Here is a 16,815-nt window from a genome sequence, read left to right as displayed (position 1 = left end):
ATTACAATGAGCGTATATGATTTTCGGAAATTGTCTTTGGACCAAGTGCGCGAATTGGTTTCTTGGGCTGAAAAAGAAGGATGGAACCCAGGACTTCAGGATGCGGAATTATTTTATTGCGCAGATCCCGATGGTTTTTACGGCTATTTTTTAAACGATTTACTGATTGGCGGTGGTTCTTTAGTCTCTTATTCTGGTGCTTTTGGATTCATGGGGTTGTTTATTATGAAACCCGAATACCGAAACCAAGGCGTTGGACAAGTGTTATGGGAGCTTCGTAAAAATGCTCTTTTGAAACGATTGAAACCCAATGCCGCCATTGGAATGGATGGAGTAGTTGCGATGCAACCGTTTTATCAAAAAGGGGGATTTGAGTTTGCTTTTACTGACGAACGCCATGAAAATTTAGGAAAAACATTTCCCAACAATCCTGCTATTTCATTGATTGCAAAAGAAGATGTCTCTAAAGTCATGGAACTGGATCTGGAATGTTTTGGATTTGATCGGAGTTCATTTATAGAAAATTGGCTATTTCAGTCCACAGGACAAGCGTTCAAATATACTGATGAAAATGGTTTGCAAGGTTTTGTTGTCATACGAAAAGTAATGGAAGGGTATAAGATAGGTCCTTTGTTTGCAGAAACTTTGGAAGTGGCGGAAGCCTTATATGAACGGTGTTTAAGTACTGTAGTTGGCGCGAAAGTATATATTGATATTCCGCTTAGTAATCCGTTGGCAATTGTATTAACCCAAAAGTATCAAACGCAACCTATGTTTGAATGCGGTCGGATGTATTATGGGCAACCCCCCGTACTCCCTATTCATAAAATTTTTGGAATTACTACCCTTGAATTGGGCTAAAAATACCGTTTAAGTTGATGTTGTGTCAAAATAATATGAAGTTTATTTTGGTATAAAACATTTCAAAAAAAATGTTAAATTTGAAATCGAATTTAAACAATCATTGATCAACTTTAACCAAACTTTTTATGAAAAATATCGTTACTTGGGTAATCAAATTGACCGCAGTAGTTATTTTAGTGCAAACCCTTTTTTTTAAATTTACAGGAGCTTCTGAAAGTGTTTATATTTTCTCAAAACTAGGAATAGAACCCTATGGACGCATTGGATCTGGAGTTGGTGAGCTAATTGCTTCGGTATTAATTTTAATTCCAAGAACCACTTTGTTAGGTGCATTGATGGGACTAGGAACAATGGCCGGGGCCATTTTTTCCCACTTGTTTGTATTGGGAGTAGTAATTCAATATGAAGGATTTAATGATGGAGGTTTGCTGTTTTCTATGGCCGTAATTACGTTTACTTGTTGTGCGATTTTAGTGTATCAAAATAAATCTGGAATTCCTAATTTACTTCGTTTAAAACTATAATTTCAATAGTGCACATGCTAGCAAAATCGCTTCAATCAACCCTTGGTGCGCTAATCGAATTGTTGCAACAATTACCAGATGAAGTGTATAATACACCTTGCTTAGAATTGTCTAACGCAACAATTGGAGAGCATACACGGCATAGTATCGAGTTGTTTCAATGTTTATTGACCCAATATCATTCGGGAATTATTAATTATGATCAACGTGCTCGTGATTTGGTAATTCAAACCAAAACAGCCAAAGCCATTGAAATGCTTGAATTGATTTTGATTCAATCGAATAAGCCAAACAAGCCGTTAAAATTGCAGCATGATTTTGATGATCAATTAGTAGCGTTAGATACAACTTACTATAGAGAATTAGTTTTTACTCTAGATCATTGTGTTCATCATCAAGCATTAATAAAAGTAGCCTTACGAAATGCTACCGTTAAGGTTGATGAAAATTTTGGGGTAGCAAAGTCAACTTTAGCCTATAGAACCCAATGTGCACAGTAAGCATAGTTCCGTCTAATGGACAATGGATACTTACTTCTAATCGTGATGAATTAACCGAACGTGCAGCACATCCGCCTCAACCGTATGTGCATCAAAATAAAACCATTTGGTATCCTAGTGATCCTAAGGCAGGTGGAACTTGGTTTGCCGTTTCTTCTGCACTTGCGACGGTAGTTTTACTTAACGGTGCTGAAAAAAAACATGCGATTGAACCTTTTTATCGAAAAAGTAGAGGGCTCATTGTTTTAGAATTATTAAGCGAGTCGGATTCCGTTTTAATGCATTGGAAATCAATTGATTTAACGCAAATCGAACCCTTCACTTTGGTTGTTTTTGAGTATCCACATTTGCATCAATTGCGTTGGGATGGGCAACATAAGTCTACGGTAGCATTAGATGTTAATCAACCCCATATTTGGTCTTCAGCTACATTGTATTCGTCTAAAATTCGTGCCGAACGGGAACAGTGGTTTGCCGATTTTTTAGTGCAAAAGCCAACCATTACTGCTGCAGATCTGTTTAGTTTTCATCAAACAAGACACCCCAATAACACCAAAAATGGATTGGTAATGGAACGATCAACTTTTCTTAAAACCATAAGTATTACACAGTTGGTTATTGATGCCAATTCTGCACAACTAAAACATGTTGATTTGCTTAGTAATTACCAGTCTGTTCATACCATAAATCCGGAGTAATGAAATTGTTTTTTTACAAACTTACCCATTGGGAATATTGGCCTTTTCAAGTGGTTTATTTTCCAATTTCTTTTTTGTGGATCTATTTTTCGTTAAGAGAACGCAGTTTGTTTTTTTTCAATGCAGTCAATCCAACTATGAAAAATGGTGGATTTTTTATGGTTTCAAAAGCCGAAATCTATGCGCTTATACCCAAACAATATTACCCCAAAACATGTTTCGTTTCTGCTGCACTTTCGATCGAAGAGCTGGAAGCGTTGTTAAAAAACAGCCCTTTTAATTTTCCGTTAATTGCCAAACCTGATATGGGATTGCGCGGTGCAGCGGTTAAAAAATTAGAAAATAGTGCAGCCGTCATCCAATACCATAAGCAGGCCCAATTTGATTATTTATTGCAAGCACTTATTCCTTATCCTAATGAGGTTGGAATATTTTATGTGCGTTATCCAAATGAAAAAAAGGGAAGAATAACCGGTATAGTTGCTAAAGAGTTTCTCACAATCATTGGTGATGGCAAAAACACACGCGCACAGTTGTTGCGTAAAAATCCACGTGCTGCAATGCAGTTGGAAGTACTGCAAGAAGAAATGGGACCGCGATTGCACGAGGTGTTACCTGAAGGGTACTCTGAGCGTATTGTTCCTTTTGGCAATCACTGTCGGGGAACCAAATTTATAGATGCCAGTTCTTGGATAACCCCGCAGTTGACAAAAACTATTGATGAAATTTGTCAGCAAATTGACGGGTTTTATTACGGCCGTTTGGATATAATGTATTCTACTATTGACGCGTTAACACAAGGTGAAAACTTTGCTATTGTAGAACTCAACGGTGCGATGAGCGAACCCGCGCATATTTATGATCCGGCACATTCTATAGGGTATGCATGGTGTACATTGTTCAAACACTTTATGGATTTGTTTAAAATTAGTAAAATCAATCATAGGCAAGGACACCGGTATCTTTCATTTAAAGAAGGAATTCGACAATACCAATTGCACCGGAAACATAACCAAAAGATTTTTAAATTTTAGTACCTTTATCGTTTTGTATTTGGCTATGAAAAACATCATTGTTACAGGAACATCGCGAGGTATTGGACTACAATTGGCACTACAATTTGCATCGAACGGTCATAATGTATTGGCGTTATCCCGTAAAATTCCTCAAGAATTGATAGAACATCCGCTGGTTACTTGTTTATCGTTCGATTTGGAAGTAGCAGCTGACATGAATCAGGTCACTGCCTTTTTAGCTGATTCATGGAAAAAGGTCGATTGTATAGTGCACAATGCTGGTTTGTTGGTGAATAAACCCTTTGAGGAGTTGACATTAAATGATTTTGAGCGGGTTTATCGGGTTAATTTATTTGGAGTAGCACACCTCAATCAAGTTAGCTTGCCTTATATGGCATCGGGGAGTCATGTTGTGAGTATCAGTTCGATGGGTGGAATTCAAGGGAGTATGAAGTTTCCAGGATTGGCAGCCTATAGTTCGAGCAAAGGTGCGCTCATTACCCTATCGGAGCTTTTGGCAGAAGAATACAAAGAGCACGGGATAGCTTTCAATGTATTGGCCTTAGGTGCGGTGCAGACAGAGATGTTGGAAGAAGCTTTCCCCGGGTATCAAGCACCCGTTACTGCTGCAGAAATGGCCGATTATATCTATAATTTTACATTGAATGGTAATCGCTACCACAATGGAAAAGTAATCCAGGTTTCGTCTTCAACGCCTTGATTTAACATTTAGAATATAAAATTCGCTTTGGAAGTTCTCGCTAAATATCTCCCTGAACACGCGGTTTTACCTTGTTTTGAATTGATCAAAACTAACAATGTTCATTTAAAAATTGTCAATGAAAGGCAAACCCGTCATGGCGATTACCGAAGAGCATTGAATGGGAAGCATGAAATTACAGTAAATGCCAATTTAAACCAATACCGATTTTTAATTACGCTGGTTCATGAAATTGCACATTTGGTAGCTTTTGAGCATTACGGACGAACGATTAAACCCCACGGTGTTGAATGGAAAATGACGTTTCAGCGCTTAATGGTACCCTTTATTCGTCCTGAAATATTTCCGCATTCGGTATTGCCTTTGGTGGCTCAACATTTTCGAAATCCAACAGCTTCTAGCGATTCAGATGCACGTTTAGCTTATGCATTAAAACAATTTGACGCGCGAAAATCAGATGTATATTTTGTTCATGAAGTTCCCAATGGATCCTATTTTCGCATTAAAAATGGGCGGGTTTTTCAAAAACAAGGGTTGCGGGTAAAACGTTATATATGTATGGAAGTGGCATCGGGACGCCTGTTTTTGTTTAATGCTAATGCTGAGGTTGAAATGGTACCCGGCGGTTAATGATAAAGACGTCTTTTTTCTTTACCCTTATACACAAATCCTGAAATGGATTAAATATATTTGTAGTTGCGGTATGTCCAACCATAGATGATACAATTTTCCATGAATTCAAATTATTACGCAATTTTAATGGCCGGGGGTGTAGGTTCTCGTTTTTGGCCGGTAAGTACCACGGAGTTTCCAAAACAGTTCCACGATATGTTGGGTTCGGGAGAAACGTTGATTCAAAAGACGTTTAGCCGGTTGTCAAAATTAATTCCTATAGAAAATATTTTAATCTTAACCAATGAGCGTTATTATGCTTTGGTGTTGGAACAATTACCTCAAGTTCAACCGGATCAAGTGGTTTTGGAGCCTGCAATGCGCAATACCGCTCCCTGTATTTTATATGCGTCATTAAAAATAAAAAAGAAAAACCCAAATGCAGTAATGGTGGTTGCCCCAAGTGACCATTGGATTGAAGATGAAGTTGCATTTACGCAGAATTTACAACAGTGTTTTGATTTTTGTGAACAAGAAAATGCCTTATTGACTTTGGGAATACAACCAACATTTCCCAACACAGGCTTTGGATACATTGAATTTGATAAAACAGATTCGTCCCCCATAAAAAAAGTAAATCAATTTCGCGAAAAACCCGATTACGAAACCGCAAAACATTTTTTAGAACAAGGTAATTTTTTGTGGAATGGCGGTATTTTTATTTGGAGTGTCCAGGCGATAACTTCAGCTTTTGATCAGTTTCAACCAGAACTCAATCGTTTGTTTTTAAAGGGAGAAAATGTGTATAATAGTCCTAATGAAGTTGCGTTTATTCAAGAATACTATCCCCAAGCAGAAAATATTTCTATAGATTATGCTATTTTGGAGAAAGCAGCTAATGTTTATGTGTTGCCTGCTACATTTGATTGGAACGATTTGGGTACGTGGGGCTCTTTGCATGAAAAATTAGATAAAGATGCCCAAAACAATGCGGTTATTAATGCGACAGTAATTTTAGAAAACGCATCCAATAATATTATTCGTTCCGAAGGTAAAAAATTAGTAATTGTGGATGGTCTTGATGATTTTATAATTGTAGATAAGGGAGATGTATTGTTAATTTATCCCAAAGGAAAAGAACAAGACATTAAACGAATCACTGCATTGGCCAATTCCTTGTAATTTTTTTTAACCATTTTGTGCTTGACGTATTTTTTTAAACAAATTGGATGAATAGACGAAATCGGTAACGGCTTCGTTATCTGTTTTGAAAATATCATTTTTGGTTCCCTCCCAGGCTAAAACACCTTCTTTAAGAAAGACAATTTTATCGCCGATTTCCATCACCGAATTCATATCGTGGGTATTAATAACCGTAGTAATATTGTATTCAACGGTGATTTCATGAATCAAATTATCAATGACAATTGCGGTCTTTGGATCTAAACCTGAATTGGGTTCGTCACAAAAAAGGTATCTTGGATTGTTCACAATCGCGCGCGCAATGGCTACTCTTTTTTGCATGCCTCCCGATAATTCGGAGGGTTTTTTATGATGCGCATTGACAAGGTTAACCCGATTAATTACAAAGTCAACCCGTTCATTGATTTCGGCAATCGATTGGTTAGTAAACATTTTTAAGGGGAATGCCACATTTTCTTCAACAGTCATACTGTCAAATAGTGCGCTACCTTGAAATACCATGCCAATTTCGGTGCGAAGTTCGCGACGTTCATCGGTATTCATGGAAGATAATATACGGCCGTCAAAAGAAATAATTCCTTTTTCGGGACTATGTATACCTAAGAGTGACTTTAAAAGCACCGTTTTTCCCGATCCACTTTGTCCGATGATTAAATTGGTTTTTCCGGTTTCAAATAAGGTAGAAATTCCCTTTAAAACATTGACCCCTCCAAATGATTTTTCAAGCGCTTTAACTTCGATCATGCCAAAAGTAATTGGGTTAAGATATAATTGGTTAATATGATCACAACCGCTGTCCAAACAAACGAAACCGTACTTGCTTTACCTACTTCAAGAGCGCCTCCTTTCATGTAATAACCGTGGTAGGAGGGAATCGTTGCCAATAGAAAGGCATACATGATGGTTTTTATAAACGCATAAGCAATGTGAAACGGAATAAATTCGGTCTGTATCCCTTGAATGAATTGCGCACTAGTAGTAAATCCTCCATAAACGCCACCCAGCCACCCTCCTAAAATTCCTAAAAACATCGAAATGCCGATTACAAAAGGATATAAGAGTAGTGCTGTCATTTTTGGAAAAACCAAATAATTTAAAGAATTAACACCCATAACTTCCAAAGCGTCAATTTGTTCGGTAACCCGCATGGTTCCTATACTAGACGTGATGAAAGAGCCCATTTTACCGGCCATAATGATCGAAATAAAGGTAGGGGCAAATTCTAATATTACCGATTGACGGGTTGCAAAACCAATAAGGTATTTGGGGATTAATGGATTGGTTAAATTTAATGCTGTTTGAATAGAAACCACTCCGCCCACAAAAAACGAAATAAAACAAACAATTCCCAACGAATCAATAACGAGGTCGTCAATTTCTTTGTAGATTAAACCCTTCATTACCGACCATTTGGTAGGTTTTACGAATACCTCTCGAATCATTAAAAAATAGCGACCGATGTGAGCAAGATAGCGCAGTACTAGCATAATTGTGTATAGGTCCAAAAATAGCGCTTATTTTTGAATGTAGCAACGGTTTTAAATTCCTTCAAATAACAGAAGTTAAAAAATTGAAAGTAATTTCGCTTTCATCCCCTTCCAACGGTATGCTCTTATAAATCGTGCTTGTTCGGGTGTCACCATTAAAGGCTTTTGACTCTTTTTTGCTTTCCAAAACCCCCGAATATAATCAAGTGTTAACCGAAACTTCTTTTTGCGTAAAGCCAATTTTAAAGAAGCGATTAGCGTAATCCAAAATCCGTAGCCGAGGCAGTAAAAAGCTTCTCCTTGTTTAAAACGAGCGGCCTTATTATAACTCGCGCCGGTTGGTTTTAGATGTTTTACATGCAATGAGGAGTCTGTTTTGATTTTCCAACCATAAAAAGTACACAATAATTCATCTACGGTATCCCAGCCCATTTGCGCTCGTAAACCACCAATTTGTTGGTACGCCTCTTTTCGATAGGCTTTTAAAGCTCCGCGGATATGGTCTTTGTCGGTTAAATTTTCCAAAACCCATGTGTTGTTTTTTTCTATGTAACAAAAACCACCAGCCATACCAATTTGATTATCGTTCACAAAATGGTTCCGTATGGTTTCAAAATAATGGGAAGGGAAAATTAAATCACCATCCACTTTTACAAGTATATCATAGGGGGTAGAGAGGTGTTTTTCGCCCCAGTGAAACGCATGAATTACCTTGCTCCCCGGAAGGTGAACTGCTTCTGAAGTTTTGTTTACTAAAGAAATAAATGGATACGCATTAACAAATGATTGGACTATTTCAGGAGTACTATCGGTAGAACCATCATTTACAACAATTACTTGTGTTGGTAATACCGTTTGCTCAACAATCGATTGCAATGTTAACGCAATATATTTTTCTTCGTTAAAGGTAGGAATGATAATGCAATAGTTCATAGCTAGAATGTGTTTCTATGGCACACGTACAGCATATACCAAATAATAACGTGGGGTAAACCAACGAAGTAACGGCCGAATTCCTAATTTTTTTACTGGGTGGGTAAATTGAACACGATCTACAATGGTAAATCCCGATTTTTCTAGCAACCAATCCAATTGCCAATCTTCAAATTCATGATAATGCCGGTCCCAAGGGTCTGTTTTACTGCGATAGGCTGGTGAGAACCATAGCCGTAACGGAACGGAAATAAGAATTTTGTTTGCTTTTACATTTTGCAGCACAGTATATGGATTTAATAAATGCTCAAAAATTTCAAAAGCTGTAAATACATCATAATCGGCGGTTTGTAATGCTGAAGGATTATTGTCAATATCTTCTCCAGTAGTATTTGCAACCGAATAGCCATTTTCCTCCATGATTCTAGAAAAAGGGTTGGGCACGCCTAAATCAAAAATGCGTTCATGGGAAGGCACATGTTTTTTTAAAAATTCCAACGTGATTCGGAATCGTTTGGAGGGATAGGTTTTCTCGTACATGAAATTGGTGGTTCAATTTAGTATTGAAGCACAACAAAATTATAAATAATTTAGGGTTTTACTATTTTTTTACACTTCAAATCCATTAATGTGTTCCTTTGGTTCGTGTAGAATAGTGGTATAGGTTAATTGGGTGATTTTTTTCATTTGGTAACGATAAATGCAATGATTTATAATCGAACAATTCCCTATTAAATTTGATAAGCAATCGCATTAATATTCATCCCTGCGCCAACAGAGGCAAATAGAATAACATCCCCGGGATGGAGTTCTTGATTTTCAATTTTTCCATTGATCAATAAATCATACAAGGTTGGTACCGTAGCTACACTGCTGTTTCCTAATTTATGGATGCTCATGGGCATAATACCTTCTGGAGGAGATTGTTGGTATAATTTATAAAAGCGATGAATAATAGCTTCATCCATTTTTTCATTGGCTTGGTGAATCAATATTTTTTTAACCTGACCAATGGCGTACCCACTTTTTTCTAAACAACTTGCCATCGCTTTGGGTACGTTGCTTAATGCAAATTCGTAGATTTTACGCCCATGCATTTTGATATACCGCACATTTGGATCGTGTGTTTTATTAAACGAATTTCCAAAGTACAAATAATAGGCTTCGTCTTGAGTAAAAGTTGCTGTTTCATAGGATAAAATTCCACCGGGTGAATCGGTTGCTTCAATAATTGTGGCACCTGCGCCATCAGAATAAATCATGGAATCACGATCGTGGATATCGACTACACGGGATAAGGTTTCCGCTCCAATTACCAAACATTTTTTTGCCATACCCGCTCGGATAAATGCATAGGCTTGAATAACGCCTTCGATCCAGCCTGGACAACCAAAAAGTAGGTCGTAGGCAACACATTTTGGATTTTTTATTTTTAAGTTAAATTTTACTCGAGTCCCAAGACTTGGTAAAATATCCGTTTGAATAGCGCCTTGTTTTACGTTGCCAAAATTGTGCGCAAAGATGATGTAATCCAAGGTTTCAGGATCTATCCCCGATGCTTTTATCGCCCGTTCAGCAGCAATAGTAGCAATATCTGAAGTTACTAAATTTTCTGTTACATACCTCCGTTCTTCGATACCTGTAATTTCTAAAAATTTTTTAGCAACAACCTCATTCGAATAGGGAAAAGGAGTACCGTCTTCATTTAAAAATTCGTGACGTGCAAAGTCTAAATTGGTAACAACTTTAGTTGGGATGTAACAACCTGAACCGGTAATTTTAATAGGCATAATTCTATTGATTTACAACGAAGTTACATATAATAATGCCACGTGATTCAAAGTCAAGCACAAATTTGGTTCAAATTATAGAATTTATAAAACGGGGTAATTGATATTGTGAAATTGTAAATAAAATTAACTGTTCTTTTGTTTGATTTTGATTTGCATGATGGTCGATAAATTGTGCGCCATATTTTTCATTCGCTCACAATTGAATCCTTCAAAGTTTTCATTGATAGCTGCTTCAAAATGCTCAAGCCAAATGTCAAAATGCTCTTTGGTTAAGGCCGAAAGGGTATCAACCTCCATATGGATTTGGGTCAAATTATTGACATATCCCCCTGTTCCAAGCAAGGATTGCGACCAGAAGCGCACGAGAATTTGTAAGTGCTCTTCAAGTTTTTCATGGATAGGAATCACTTCAGTGAAGATGTAACTGATCCGCACGTCAGCGAATAATTTTTTATAAAATGTATCGACGATAACATAAATATCGTCTTGAGTTTGTAAATCGGTCACGGGATTTTCTTTTAAGTCCACAAATATAGCGATCCCTAGCTTTTTGTGTTTTTTCCTTTTTTTTGAAACCAAAAGGCGAGTTGGACTAGGGCGATCAGGGCGGGGACTTCAACCAAGGGACCGATGACACCCGCAAAAGCTTCGCCACTGTGTAAACCAAATACTCCAATGGCCACTGCAATGGCTAATTCGAAATTATTGCCCGTGGCAGTGAAAGCCACAGCAGTCGATTGGGCATAGTTGGCGCCAAAATAACGGCCTAAGATAAAGCTTACAACAAACATGATTCCAAAATACAGCACCAAAGGAATCGCAATCCGCACGACATCCCAAGGGATTTCTAGTATAAGTTGTCCTTTTAAACTAAACATCAATACAATCGTCGCCAACAAAGCTGCCAAGGTAAAGGGCGATATAAAAGGAATGAACCGTTCTTGAAACCATGTTGAACCTTTAATTCGAATAAGGGTATAGCGCGAAATTATTCCTAAGGCAAAAGGAATCCCTAAATAGATGCCAACGCTTTGTGCAATTTCTTGGATTGAAATTGCAACTTCAAATCCTTGAAAACCAAAAAATGGTGGTAAAAGAGTGAGAAATAGATAAGCATAGCCACTGTAAAAAAGTACTTGAAAAATACTGTTTAACGCAATTAATCCCGCTCCATATTCGCGGTCACCTTCGGCTAAATCATTCCATACAACAACCATAGCGATACAACGTGCGAGTCCGATTAAGATAACACCGTTTCGGTATTCAGGATAATCGGATAGAAGCAAAAGCGCTAATGCAAACATAAGTAAAGGACCAATAATCCAATTTAGTATAAGTGAAGCTCCCAAAACTTTCGTGTTGCGAAATACGGGTCTGATTTGGCCATAATTTACTTTGGCTAAAGGTGGATACATCATAATGATTAGCCCAATAGCTAATGGTATATTGGTGGTGCCATGCGTCATATTTTGAATTTGCTCACTTGCCGAAGGGAAAAAGTTGCCAATACTAATGCCTAAAGCCATTGCAAGAAATATCCAAAGGGTAAGGTATCGATCCAAGAATCCAAGGCGCTTTCGATTCAAAGTAGGGGTGCAATTTGTTACAGTCATCGTTATTGATTGTTAAGTTGATGCATTATATAGCGCATTTCAGTTGCAATTTGTTTGCTTCGTTCGGCATATTTAGCAGATTGCTCCGCAGTACCGTCATAAACTTTTGGGTCTTCATAGCGTAAAGGAAATCGTGCAGCTGCACCCAAAACTATCGGACATCCTTTATCAGCACTAGAACAAGTCATGAGTGCAATGAAGTTTGATTGGGGGTTGAATACATCCTCGTAGACTTTTGAAAATCCAATTATGGGAGGGGTATTTGGACCCGTGCGAAGGGCGTAAATCGGATTCTCGCTAGCTGCCAAGAGTTGACTTTGTATACCCGCAGCATGAAGCGTTTCGAGAATGGCAGGATAAAGTGCTGTCGCTTCGGTGCCTCCCGAATAGGCAGTTAAGGGTATTCCATAGTAATTGGCAGCGGCTTGTGCCCAGACTTGCGTGAGGTGACTGCGTCGTGAATTGTGGGTACAGATGCAATTAAAAATTAAGGGGTTTCTTTCAGCTCTAATTCTTTTACACGTTTCAATTAATGGATCGAGAAGCGCTAAACGATCGGAAGAAAGTGAAGATAGATCACAGTTTTCTAGGTACGTGTGGACTTCAAAAAAAAGTTCGTTTTTCATCGTTGAAAGATTAACAACATTTTTTTTCAATTGTAAGTTGACTCCTTATTTGATTGAAGTACTCTTGAAGAGCGGCAATACTATTTTCGTCTATGCAATAACAAATTGCGGTACCTTCTATCGTTCCTTTAATGAGTCCTGCATTTTTCAATTCGCGTAAATGTTGCGAAATTGTGGGTTGTGCTAAAGGAAGCGCATCGACAATAGCGCCACAAATACAACTATTGACTTGACAAAGGTGTTCCATAATTGCAATTCGTGCCGGATGTGCCAGCGCTTTGAGCTTGATTGCCATTTCGTTTTGCACATCTGTAAAATGTTCGGTTTTCGTTACGCCCATCGCTTTTGTAATTATATTGCAATATTACGATTAAATAAATAATTGACTTTAATTTTATATCTTTATTTTAAAAATTTATGGAATGGGCCAATTATTTATCGACGTTTATAATTCCAATCAGGAGGGTGAATTTCAAAATATTTGTGAGCAATTAGCAGATCTTATACCTAGCTATTTGCCTGAGGCTGAGGGAAAAATATGGCATGCACATCCTGTTTGGTTTTTGAATGGCAATCCAATAGTTGGCTATAGTATTCAAAAACGGGGTGTTCGATTGTTATTTTGGAGTGGGATAGATTTTAATGAACCAGAATTAAATGTTCATGGTGAAAAATTTAAAGATGCTTCTATTTTTTACACGCATTCTTCGCAAATCAATACAATCAATTTAGCCCGCTGGTTGGGAAAAGCCCGAAACATTCAATGGGATTATAAAAATATTGTAAAACGTAAAGGAAAGCTTGAGCGCTTAATATAAATTGTATTTTAGAAATTAAATAATTTTTTACTCTTGAAAATTCTACACAATCAAAGTCCACTCAAACGATTATTACTACTCGGAATCGGCAATATACTAATTGGAGTTGCATCATTGTTTACCAGTTCAAATTGGTACTTAATTGGGTTAAGTGGATTGGGAATAGTGTATCTCATTCAATATTTTTATACTAAAAATAGGGTGATGGTGGAGCTCACACCCGATTATATTATCTTCAATGGACTTTTTAAGAAGAAAACGATTCAATTGGGTGCAATTAATTCCTATAAAAGTTTTGCTGGCGAACATACGATTACTTCTAAAGACACCACGATCCTTATTAATGTCAATTTATTTGACAAAGCAACCCAATTGGAGATGAAAGCTTATTTTGATACACTTCAAACAAAATTAGAACTATAAAAAAACCGCTCAAAAAAGCGGTTTTTTTATTTTAAAGTAAAGCCCAAAGCCTAAAGCCCAAAGTCCAAAGTCTAACGACTAATCACTAATTACTAGTCACTAATCACTAATTACTAGTCACTAATTAATCCTACATATACGCTTCAATCGGTGCACACGAGCAAACCAAATTACGATCGCCGTAGGCATCGTCTACACGACGCACGCTCGGCCAAAACTTGTTTTCGCTCAAATACTCCAATGGGAAAGCGGCGGCTTCACGCGAATACGGGAAGATCCAATCGTTTGCCGTTAACATCGCTAACGTGTGTGGTGCATTTTTCAAAACATTGTTTGGTTCATCAGCGCTTGCCGCTTCAATTTCTTTACGTATAGCAATCATAGCATCGCAAAAACGATCCAATTCGGCTAAATCTTCCGATTCTGTTGGCTCGACCATTAAAGTCCCCGCTACAGGGAATGATACAGTTGGTGCATGAAATCCGTAATCCATCAAACGTTTTGCGATATCGGTTACTTCAATACCTTTTTGTTTGAACTCACGACAATCTAAAATCATTTCGTGTGCCGCACGTCCACATTCTCCCGAATACAATACAGGATAGTGTGTTTCTAAACGTACTTTCATATAGTTGGCATTCAAAATAGCATATTGTGTGGCATTGGTTAATCCTTCAGCGCCCATCATCATAATGTAACCATACGAAATCAAGCAAACCAAAGCCGATCCAAAGGGAGCCGATGAAATGGCCGTAATCGCTTGGTCACCACCCGTTGGGATAATTGGATTGGTAGGTAAGAAGGGAACTAATTTTTCATTCACACAGATAGGTCCAACACCCGGTCCACCACCACCGTGAGGAATCGAGAACGTTTTGTGTAAGTTTAAGTGGCAAACATCAGCCCCAATCGTGGCAGGATTCGTTAATCCAACCTGCGCATTCATGTTGGCACCATCCATATAAACTAAGCCGCCATTTTCGTGAATAATATTGGTGATTTCGATGATCGAACTTTCAAACACACCATGTGTAGATGGATAAGTCACCATTAATGCTGACAAACGGTCTTTGTTTTCGATTGCACGTGCCCGCAAATCTTCTACGTCAATATTTCCTTCAGGAGTCGTTTTGGTGACAATAATTTCCATTCCAGCCATCGCTGCCGATGCAGGATTAGTTCCGTGTGCCGAAGAAGGAATTAAACAAACGGTGCGGTGATCATCACCTCGAGATAGGTGGTAGGCCCGAATCGCCATTAATCCCGCATATTCACCTTGTGCTCCAGAATTGGGTTGTAAGGTTGTGCCTGCAAAACCAGTTACCACATTCAATTGGTGCTCTAGTTTTTTCAACATAATTTGGTAGCCCTCCGCTTGATCCAATGGAGCAAACGGGTGAATGCTATTCCAATTGGGCATTGATAGCGGAAGCATTTCAGCTGCTGCATTCAATTTCATCGTACACGATCCCAACGAAATCATGGAATGGTTTAAGGATAAATCTTTGCGTTCTAATTTTTTGATATAACGCATTAATTGACTTTCGGAATGATGGCTATTGAATACCTCGTGCTGAAGAAAAGCCGATTGACGCTCTAGGTTGGTCGGTAGTTGCGAATGCGAACTTAACTGAGTTAATGTAATTGACGGTTTTTCTAAAGCCGTAGCAAAAACATTTATAATTTGATTCAAATGTAAAATCGAGGTAGTTTCATTCAAAGCAATGGAAATCGTTTCTTCATCAATGTAAAAGAAATTGATTTCATGTTGTTCGGCTACTTTACGAACCTTTGCAGCATTTGCTTTTACTACGATGGTGTCAAAATAAGCACTGTTGGTTTGATAAACGCCTAATTGATTTAAGGCATCGGTCAAGGTTACTGCACAAGCGTGTACTTTTTTAGCAATGTATTGCAATCCTTTAGGTCCATGAAAAACCGCATACATTCCCGCCATAACGGCCAATAAAACTTGAGCCGTACAAATGTTAGACGTGGCTTTTTCACGTTTAATATGCTGCTCACGGGTTTGTAAAGCCATTCGCAATGCTCGATTACCATTCGCATCTATTGTCACTCCAATGATACGACCTGGCATGGATCGTTTGTATTCTTCTTTGGTAGCAAAAAAAGCAGCATGAGGACCCCCATAGCCCATTGGAATTCCAAAGCGTTGGGAAGTTCCAACAACCACATCTGCGCCGATTTCACCGGGGGGAGTTAAAACCGTAAGCGCCAAAAGATCTGCCGCTACAGCTACTTTTATTTCTTTTGCTTTCGCATCAGCTATAAATCCAGAATAATCATAGAGCTGACCGTATTTTCCGGGGTATTGAACAATCGCACCAAAAAAGTCAGCCGTTAAGTTTACCGTTTCATGATTTCCAACAACCAATTCCACTCCAATTGGTGTCGAACGGGTTTGTAAAACCGAAAGGGTTTGCGGTAAAATATCTTCCGAAACGAAGAATTTATTTGCATTATTTTTCTTTTGATCACGAGTGCGTACATCAAACAAAAGCGCCATCGCTTCTGCAGCGGCAGTTCCTTCATCCAATAAGGATGCATTTGCAATTTCCATACCCGTTAATTCAATAACGGTTGTTTGGTAGTTGAGTATCGCCTCTAAACGGCCTTGTGCAATTTCCGCTTGATAGGGGGTATACGCCGTGTACCATCCTGGGTTTTCAAAAATATTACGTTGAATAACCGCTGGGATTACGGTAGGGTGGTAGCCTAGCCCAATGTAAGATTGGAAAACTTTATTCTTTTTACCTAATTCAGTGATATGCGTAAGGTATTCATATTCTGAAAGCGCTGCATCCAATTGTAGCGGTTGTTTCAAACGAATATCATTAGGAATAGTTTCATAAATCAATTGCTCCATGTTTGCTACTCCGATAGTTTGGTACATGTGTTGAAGGTCGGATTCTCGCGGACCTATGTGACGGGATGCAAATAAATCTGTTCTCATTAAAGTGGGC

Annotated in this window: 20 protein-coding genes; 10 read left to right on the top strand and 10 right to left on the bottom strand. The window is 38.2% G+C overall.

Annotated elements, in window-relative coordinates:
- Window positions 1–6: 6 nt before the first annotated feature.
- From Q0039_RS00345 to Q0039_RS00310, 8 genes are all read left to right on the top strand, one after another.
- The gene (locus Q0039_RS00345) at window positions 7–861 is read left to right on the top strand and encodes a GNAT family N-acetyltransferase (RefSeq protein ID WP_297507317.1); all 855 of its coding nucleotides are present in this window, start codon (window positions 7–9) and stop codon (window positions 859–861) included.
- A 128-nt stretch (window positions 862–989) separates the two neighbouring features.
- Window positions 990–1,388 carry a DoxX family protein gene (locus tag Q0039_RS00340; RefSeq protein ID WP_297507314.1) on the top strand — a complete coding sequence of 133 codons (399 nt, stop codon included), beginning with the start codon at window positions 990–992 and terminating at the stop codon, window positions 1,386–1,388.
- Between the two features lie 14 nt (window positions 1,389–1,402).
- Entirely contained in the window at window positions 1,403–1,888 is a 486-nt protein-coding gene (locus Q0039_RS00335; protein ID WP_297507311.1) for a DinB family protein, read from the top strand.
- Complete coding sequence (locus Q0039_RS00330; RefSeq protein ID WP_297507309.1) at window positions 1,876–2,586, top strand: NRDE family protein; 711 nt, start codon at window positions 1,876–1,878, stop codon at window positions 2,584–2,586. The genes Q0039_RS00335 and Q0039_RS00330 overlap by 13 nt, the downstream gene beginning before the upstream one ends.
- Window positions 2,586–3,620 (top strand): D-alanine--D-alanine ligase, encoded by a 1,035-nt coding sequence (locus Q0039_RS00325; protein WP_297507306.1) that lies wholly within the window; start codon window positions 2,586–2,588, stop codon window positions 3,618–3,620. Before Q0039_RS00330 ends, Q0039_RS00325 begins: the two co-directional genes overlap by 1 nt.
- A gap of 25 nt (window positions 3,621–3,645) precedes the next feature.
- Window positions 3,646–4,323 (top strand): SDR family oxidoreductase, encoded by a 678-nt coding sequence (locus tag Q0039_RS00320; protein ID WP_297507303.1) that lies wholly within the window; start codon window positions 3,646–3,648, stop codon window positions 4,321–4,323.
- Window positions 4,324–4,350: 27 nt separating this feature from the next.
- On the top strand, window positions 4,351–4,953 hold the full coding sequence (locus Q0039_RS00315; protein ID WP_297507300.1) for a SprT-like domain-containing protein: 603 nt from the start codon (window positions 4,351–4,353) through the stop codon (window positions 4,951–4,953).
- 102 nt (window positions 4,954–5,055) lie between these two features.
- Entirely contained in the window at window positions 5,056–6,117 is a 1,062-nt protein-coding gene (locus tag Q0039_RS00310; protein WP_297507297.1) for a mannose-1-phosphate guanylyltransferase, read from the top strand.
- Between the two features lie 6 nt (window positions 6,118–6,123).
- On the opposite strand, the gene Q0039_RS00305 is transcribed toward Q0039_RS00310, so the two are convergent.
- From Q0039_RS00305 to Q0039_RS00265, 9 genes are all read right to left on the bottom strand, one after another.
- Window positions 6,124–6,882, bottom strand: a complete 759-nt coding sequence (locus tag Q0039_RS00305; protein WP_297507294.1) for an ATP-binding cassette domain-containing protein — start codon at window positions 6,880–6,882, stop codon at window positions 6,124–6,126.
- Window positions 6,879–7,625, bottom strand: a complete 747-nt coding sequence (locus tag Q0039_RS00300; RefSeq protein ID WP_297507291.1) for an ABC transporter permease — start codon at window positions 7,623–7,625, stop codon at window positions 6,879–6,881. The genes Q0039_RS00305 and Q0039_RS00300 overlap by 4 nt, the downstream gene beginning before the upstream one ends.
- A gap of 75 nt (window positions 7,626–7,700) precedes the next feature.
- Complete coding sequence (locus Q0039_RS00295) at window positions 7,701–8,558, bottom strand: glycosyltransferase family A protein (RefSeq protein WP_297507288.1); 858 nt, start codon at window positions 8,556–8,558, stop codon at window positions 7,701–7,703.
- 15 nt (window positions 8,559–8,573) lie between these two features.
- Entirely contained in the window at window positions 8,574–9,098 is a 525-nt protein-coding gene (locus Q0039_RS00290) for a methyltransferase (RefSeq protein ID WP_297507285.1), read from the bottom strand.
- 191 nt (window positions 9,099–9,289) lie between these two features.
- The gene (locus Q0039_RS00285) at window positions 9,290–10,348 is read right to left on the bottom strand and encodes a ketoacyl-ACP synthase III (RefSeq protein WP_297507282.1); all 1,059 of its coding nucleotides are present in this window, start codon (window positions 10,346–10,348) and stop codon (window positions 9,290–9,292) included.
- Between the two features lie 126 nt (window positions 10,349–10,474).
- Entirely contained in the window at window positions 10,475–10,858 is a 384-nt protein-coding gene (locus tag Q0039_RS00280) for a group III truncated hemoglobin (protein ID WP_297507279.1), read from the bottom strand.
- Between the two features lie 35 nt (window positions 10,859–10,893).
- A complete protein-coding gene (arsB, locus tag Q0039_RS00275; protein ID WP_297507277.1) occupies window positions 10,894–11,964 on the bottom strand; it encodes an ACR3 family arsenite efflux transporter in 1,071 nt (356 codons plus the stop codon).
- Between the two features lie 2 nt (window positions 11,965–11,966).
- Window positions 11,967–12,590: a protein-tyrosine-phosphatase gene (locus Q0039_RS00270; RefSeq protein ID WP_297507272.1), complete on the bottom strand. Its 624-nt coding sequence runs from the start codon at window positions 12,588–12,590 to the stop codon at window positions 11,967–11,969.
- A gap of 10 nt (window positions 12,591–12,600) precedes the next feature.
- Complete coding sequence (locus Q0039_RS00265) at window positions 12,601–12,930, bottom strand: metalloregulator ArsR/SmtB family transcription factor (RefSeq protein ID WP_297507269.1); 330 nt, start codon at window positions 12,928–12,930, stop codon at window positions 12,601–12,603.
- A gap of 82 nt (window positions 12,931–13,012) precedes the next feature.
- On the opposite strand from Q0039_RS00265, the gene Q0039_RS00260 reads away from it, so the two are divergent.
- Together Q0039_RS00260 and Q0039_RS00255 are read left to right on the top strand one after the other, a co-directional pair.
- Window positions 13,013–13,408, top strand: coding sequence for a DUF1801 domain-containing protein (locus Q0039_RS00260; RefSeq protein WP_297507265.1), 396 nt, complete (start codon window positions 13,013–13,015; stop codon window positions 13,406–13,408).
- Window positions 13,409–13,441: 33 nt separating this feature from the next.
- Window positions 13,442–13,831, top strand: coding sequence for a hypothetical protein (locus tag Q0039_RS00255; protein ID WP_297507262.1), 390 nt, complete (start codon window positions 13,442–13,444; stop codon window positions 13,829–13,831).
- Between the two features lie 130 nt (window positions 13,832–13,961).
- On the opposite strand, the gene gcvP is transcribed toward Q0039_RS00255, so the two are convergent.
- Window positions 13,962–16,805: an aminomethyl-transferring glycine dehydrogenase gene (gene gcvP, locus Q0039_RS00250; protein ID WP_297507259.1), complete on the bottom strand. Its 2,844-nt coding sequence runs from the start codon at window positions 16,803–16,805 to the stop codon at window positions 13,962–13,964.
- Window positions 16,806–16,815 lie beyond the last annotated feature (10 nt).

The organism is Flavobacterium sp. (assembly GCF_027484945.1).
Taxonomy (GTDB): Bacteria; Bacteroidota; Bacteroidia; order Flavobacteriales; family Flavobacteriaceae; genus Flavobacterium.
This window is presented reverse-complemented; position numbering and strand designations above follow the sequence as displayed.

Coding starts and splice junctions, on each gene's coding strand:
- Q0039_RS00285 (WP_297507282.1), bottom strand. CDS start 10,348: ATGCCTATTAAAATTACCGGTTCAGGTTGTTACATCCCAACTAAAGTT.
- Q0039_RS00260 (WP_297507265.1), top strand. CDS start 13,013: ATGGGCCAATTATTTATCGACGTTTATAATTCCAATCAGGAGGGTGAA.
- Q0039_RS00295 (WP_297507288.1), bottom strand. CDS start 8,558: ATGAACTATTGCATTATCATTCCTACCTTTAACGAAGAAAAATATATT.
- Q0039_RS00290 (WP_297507285.1), bottom strand. CDS start 9,098: ATGTACGAGAAAACCTATCCCTCCAAACGATTCCGAATCACGTTGGAA.
- Q0039_RS00270 (WP_297507272.1), bottom strand. CDS start 12,590: ATGAAAAACGAACTTTTTTTTGAAGTCCACACGTACCTAGAAAACTGT.
- Q0039_RS00345 (WP_297507317.1), top strand. CDS start 7: ATGAGCGTATATGATTTTCGGAAATTGTCTTTGGACCAAGTGCGCGAA.
- Q0039_RS00340 (WP_297507314.1), top strand. CDS start 990: ATGAAAAATATCGTTACTTGGGTAATCAAATTGACCGCAGTAGTTATT.
- Q0039_RS00310 (WP_297507297.1), top strand. CDS start 5,056: ATGAATTCAAATTATTACGCAATTTTAATGGCCGGGGGTGTAGGTTCT.
- Q0039_RS00265 (WP_297507269.1), bottom strand. CDS start 12,930: ATGGGCGTAACGAAAACCGAACATTTTACAGATGTGCAAAACGAAATG.
- arsB (WP_297507277.1), bottom strand. CDS start 11,964: ATGACTGTAACAAATTGCACCCCTACTTTGAATCGAAAGCGCCTTGGA.
- Q0039_RS00330 (WP_297507309.1), top strand. CDS start 1,876: ATGTGCACAGTAAGCATAGTTCCGTCTAATGGACAATGGATACTTACT.
- Q0039_RS00320 (WP_297507303.1), top strand. CDS start 3,646: ATGAAAAACATCATTGTTACAGGAACATCGCGAGGTATTGGACTACAA.
- gcvP (WP_297507259.1), bottom strand. CDS start 16,805: ATGAGAACAGATTTATTTGCATCCCGTCACATAGGTCCGCGAGAATCC.
- Q0039_RS00335 (WP_297507311.1), top strand. CDS start 1,403: ATGCTAGCAAAATCGCTTCAATCAACCCTTGGTGCGCTAATCGAATTG.
- Q0039_RS00305 (WP_297507294.1), bottom strand. CDS start 6,882: ATGATCGAAGTTAAAGCGCTTGAAAAATCATTTGGAGGGGTCAATGTT.
- Q0039_RS00325 (WP_297507306.1), top strand. CDS start 2,586: ATGAAATTGTTTTTTTACAAACTTACCCATTGGGAATATTGGCCTTTT.
- Q0039_RS00300 (WP_297507291.1), bottom strand. CDS start 7,625: ATGCTAGTACTGCGCTATCTTGCTCACATCGGTCGCTATTTTTTAATG.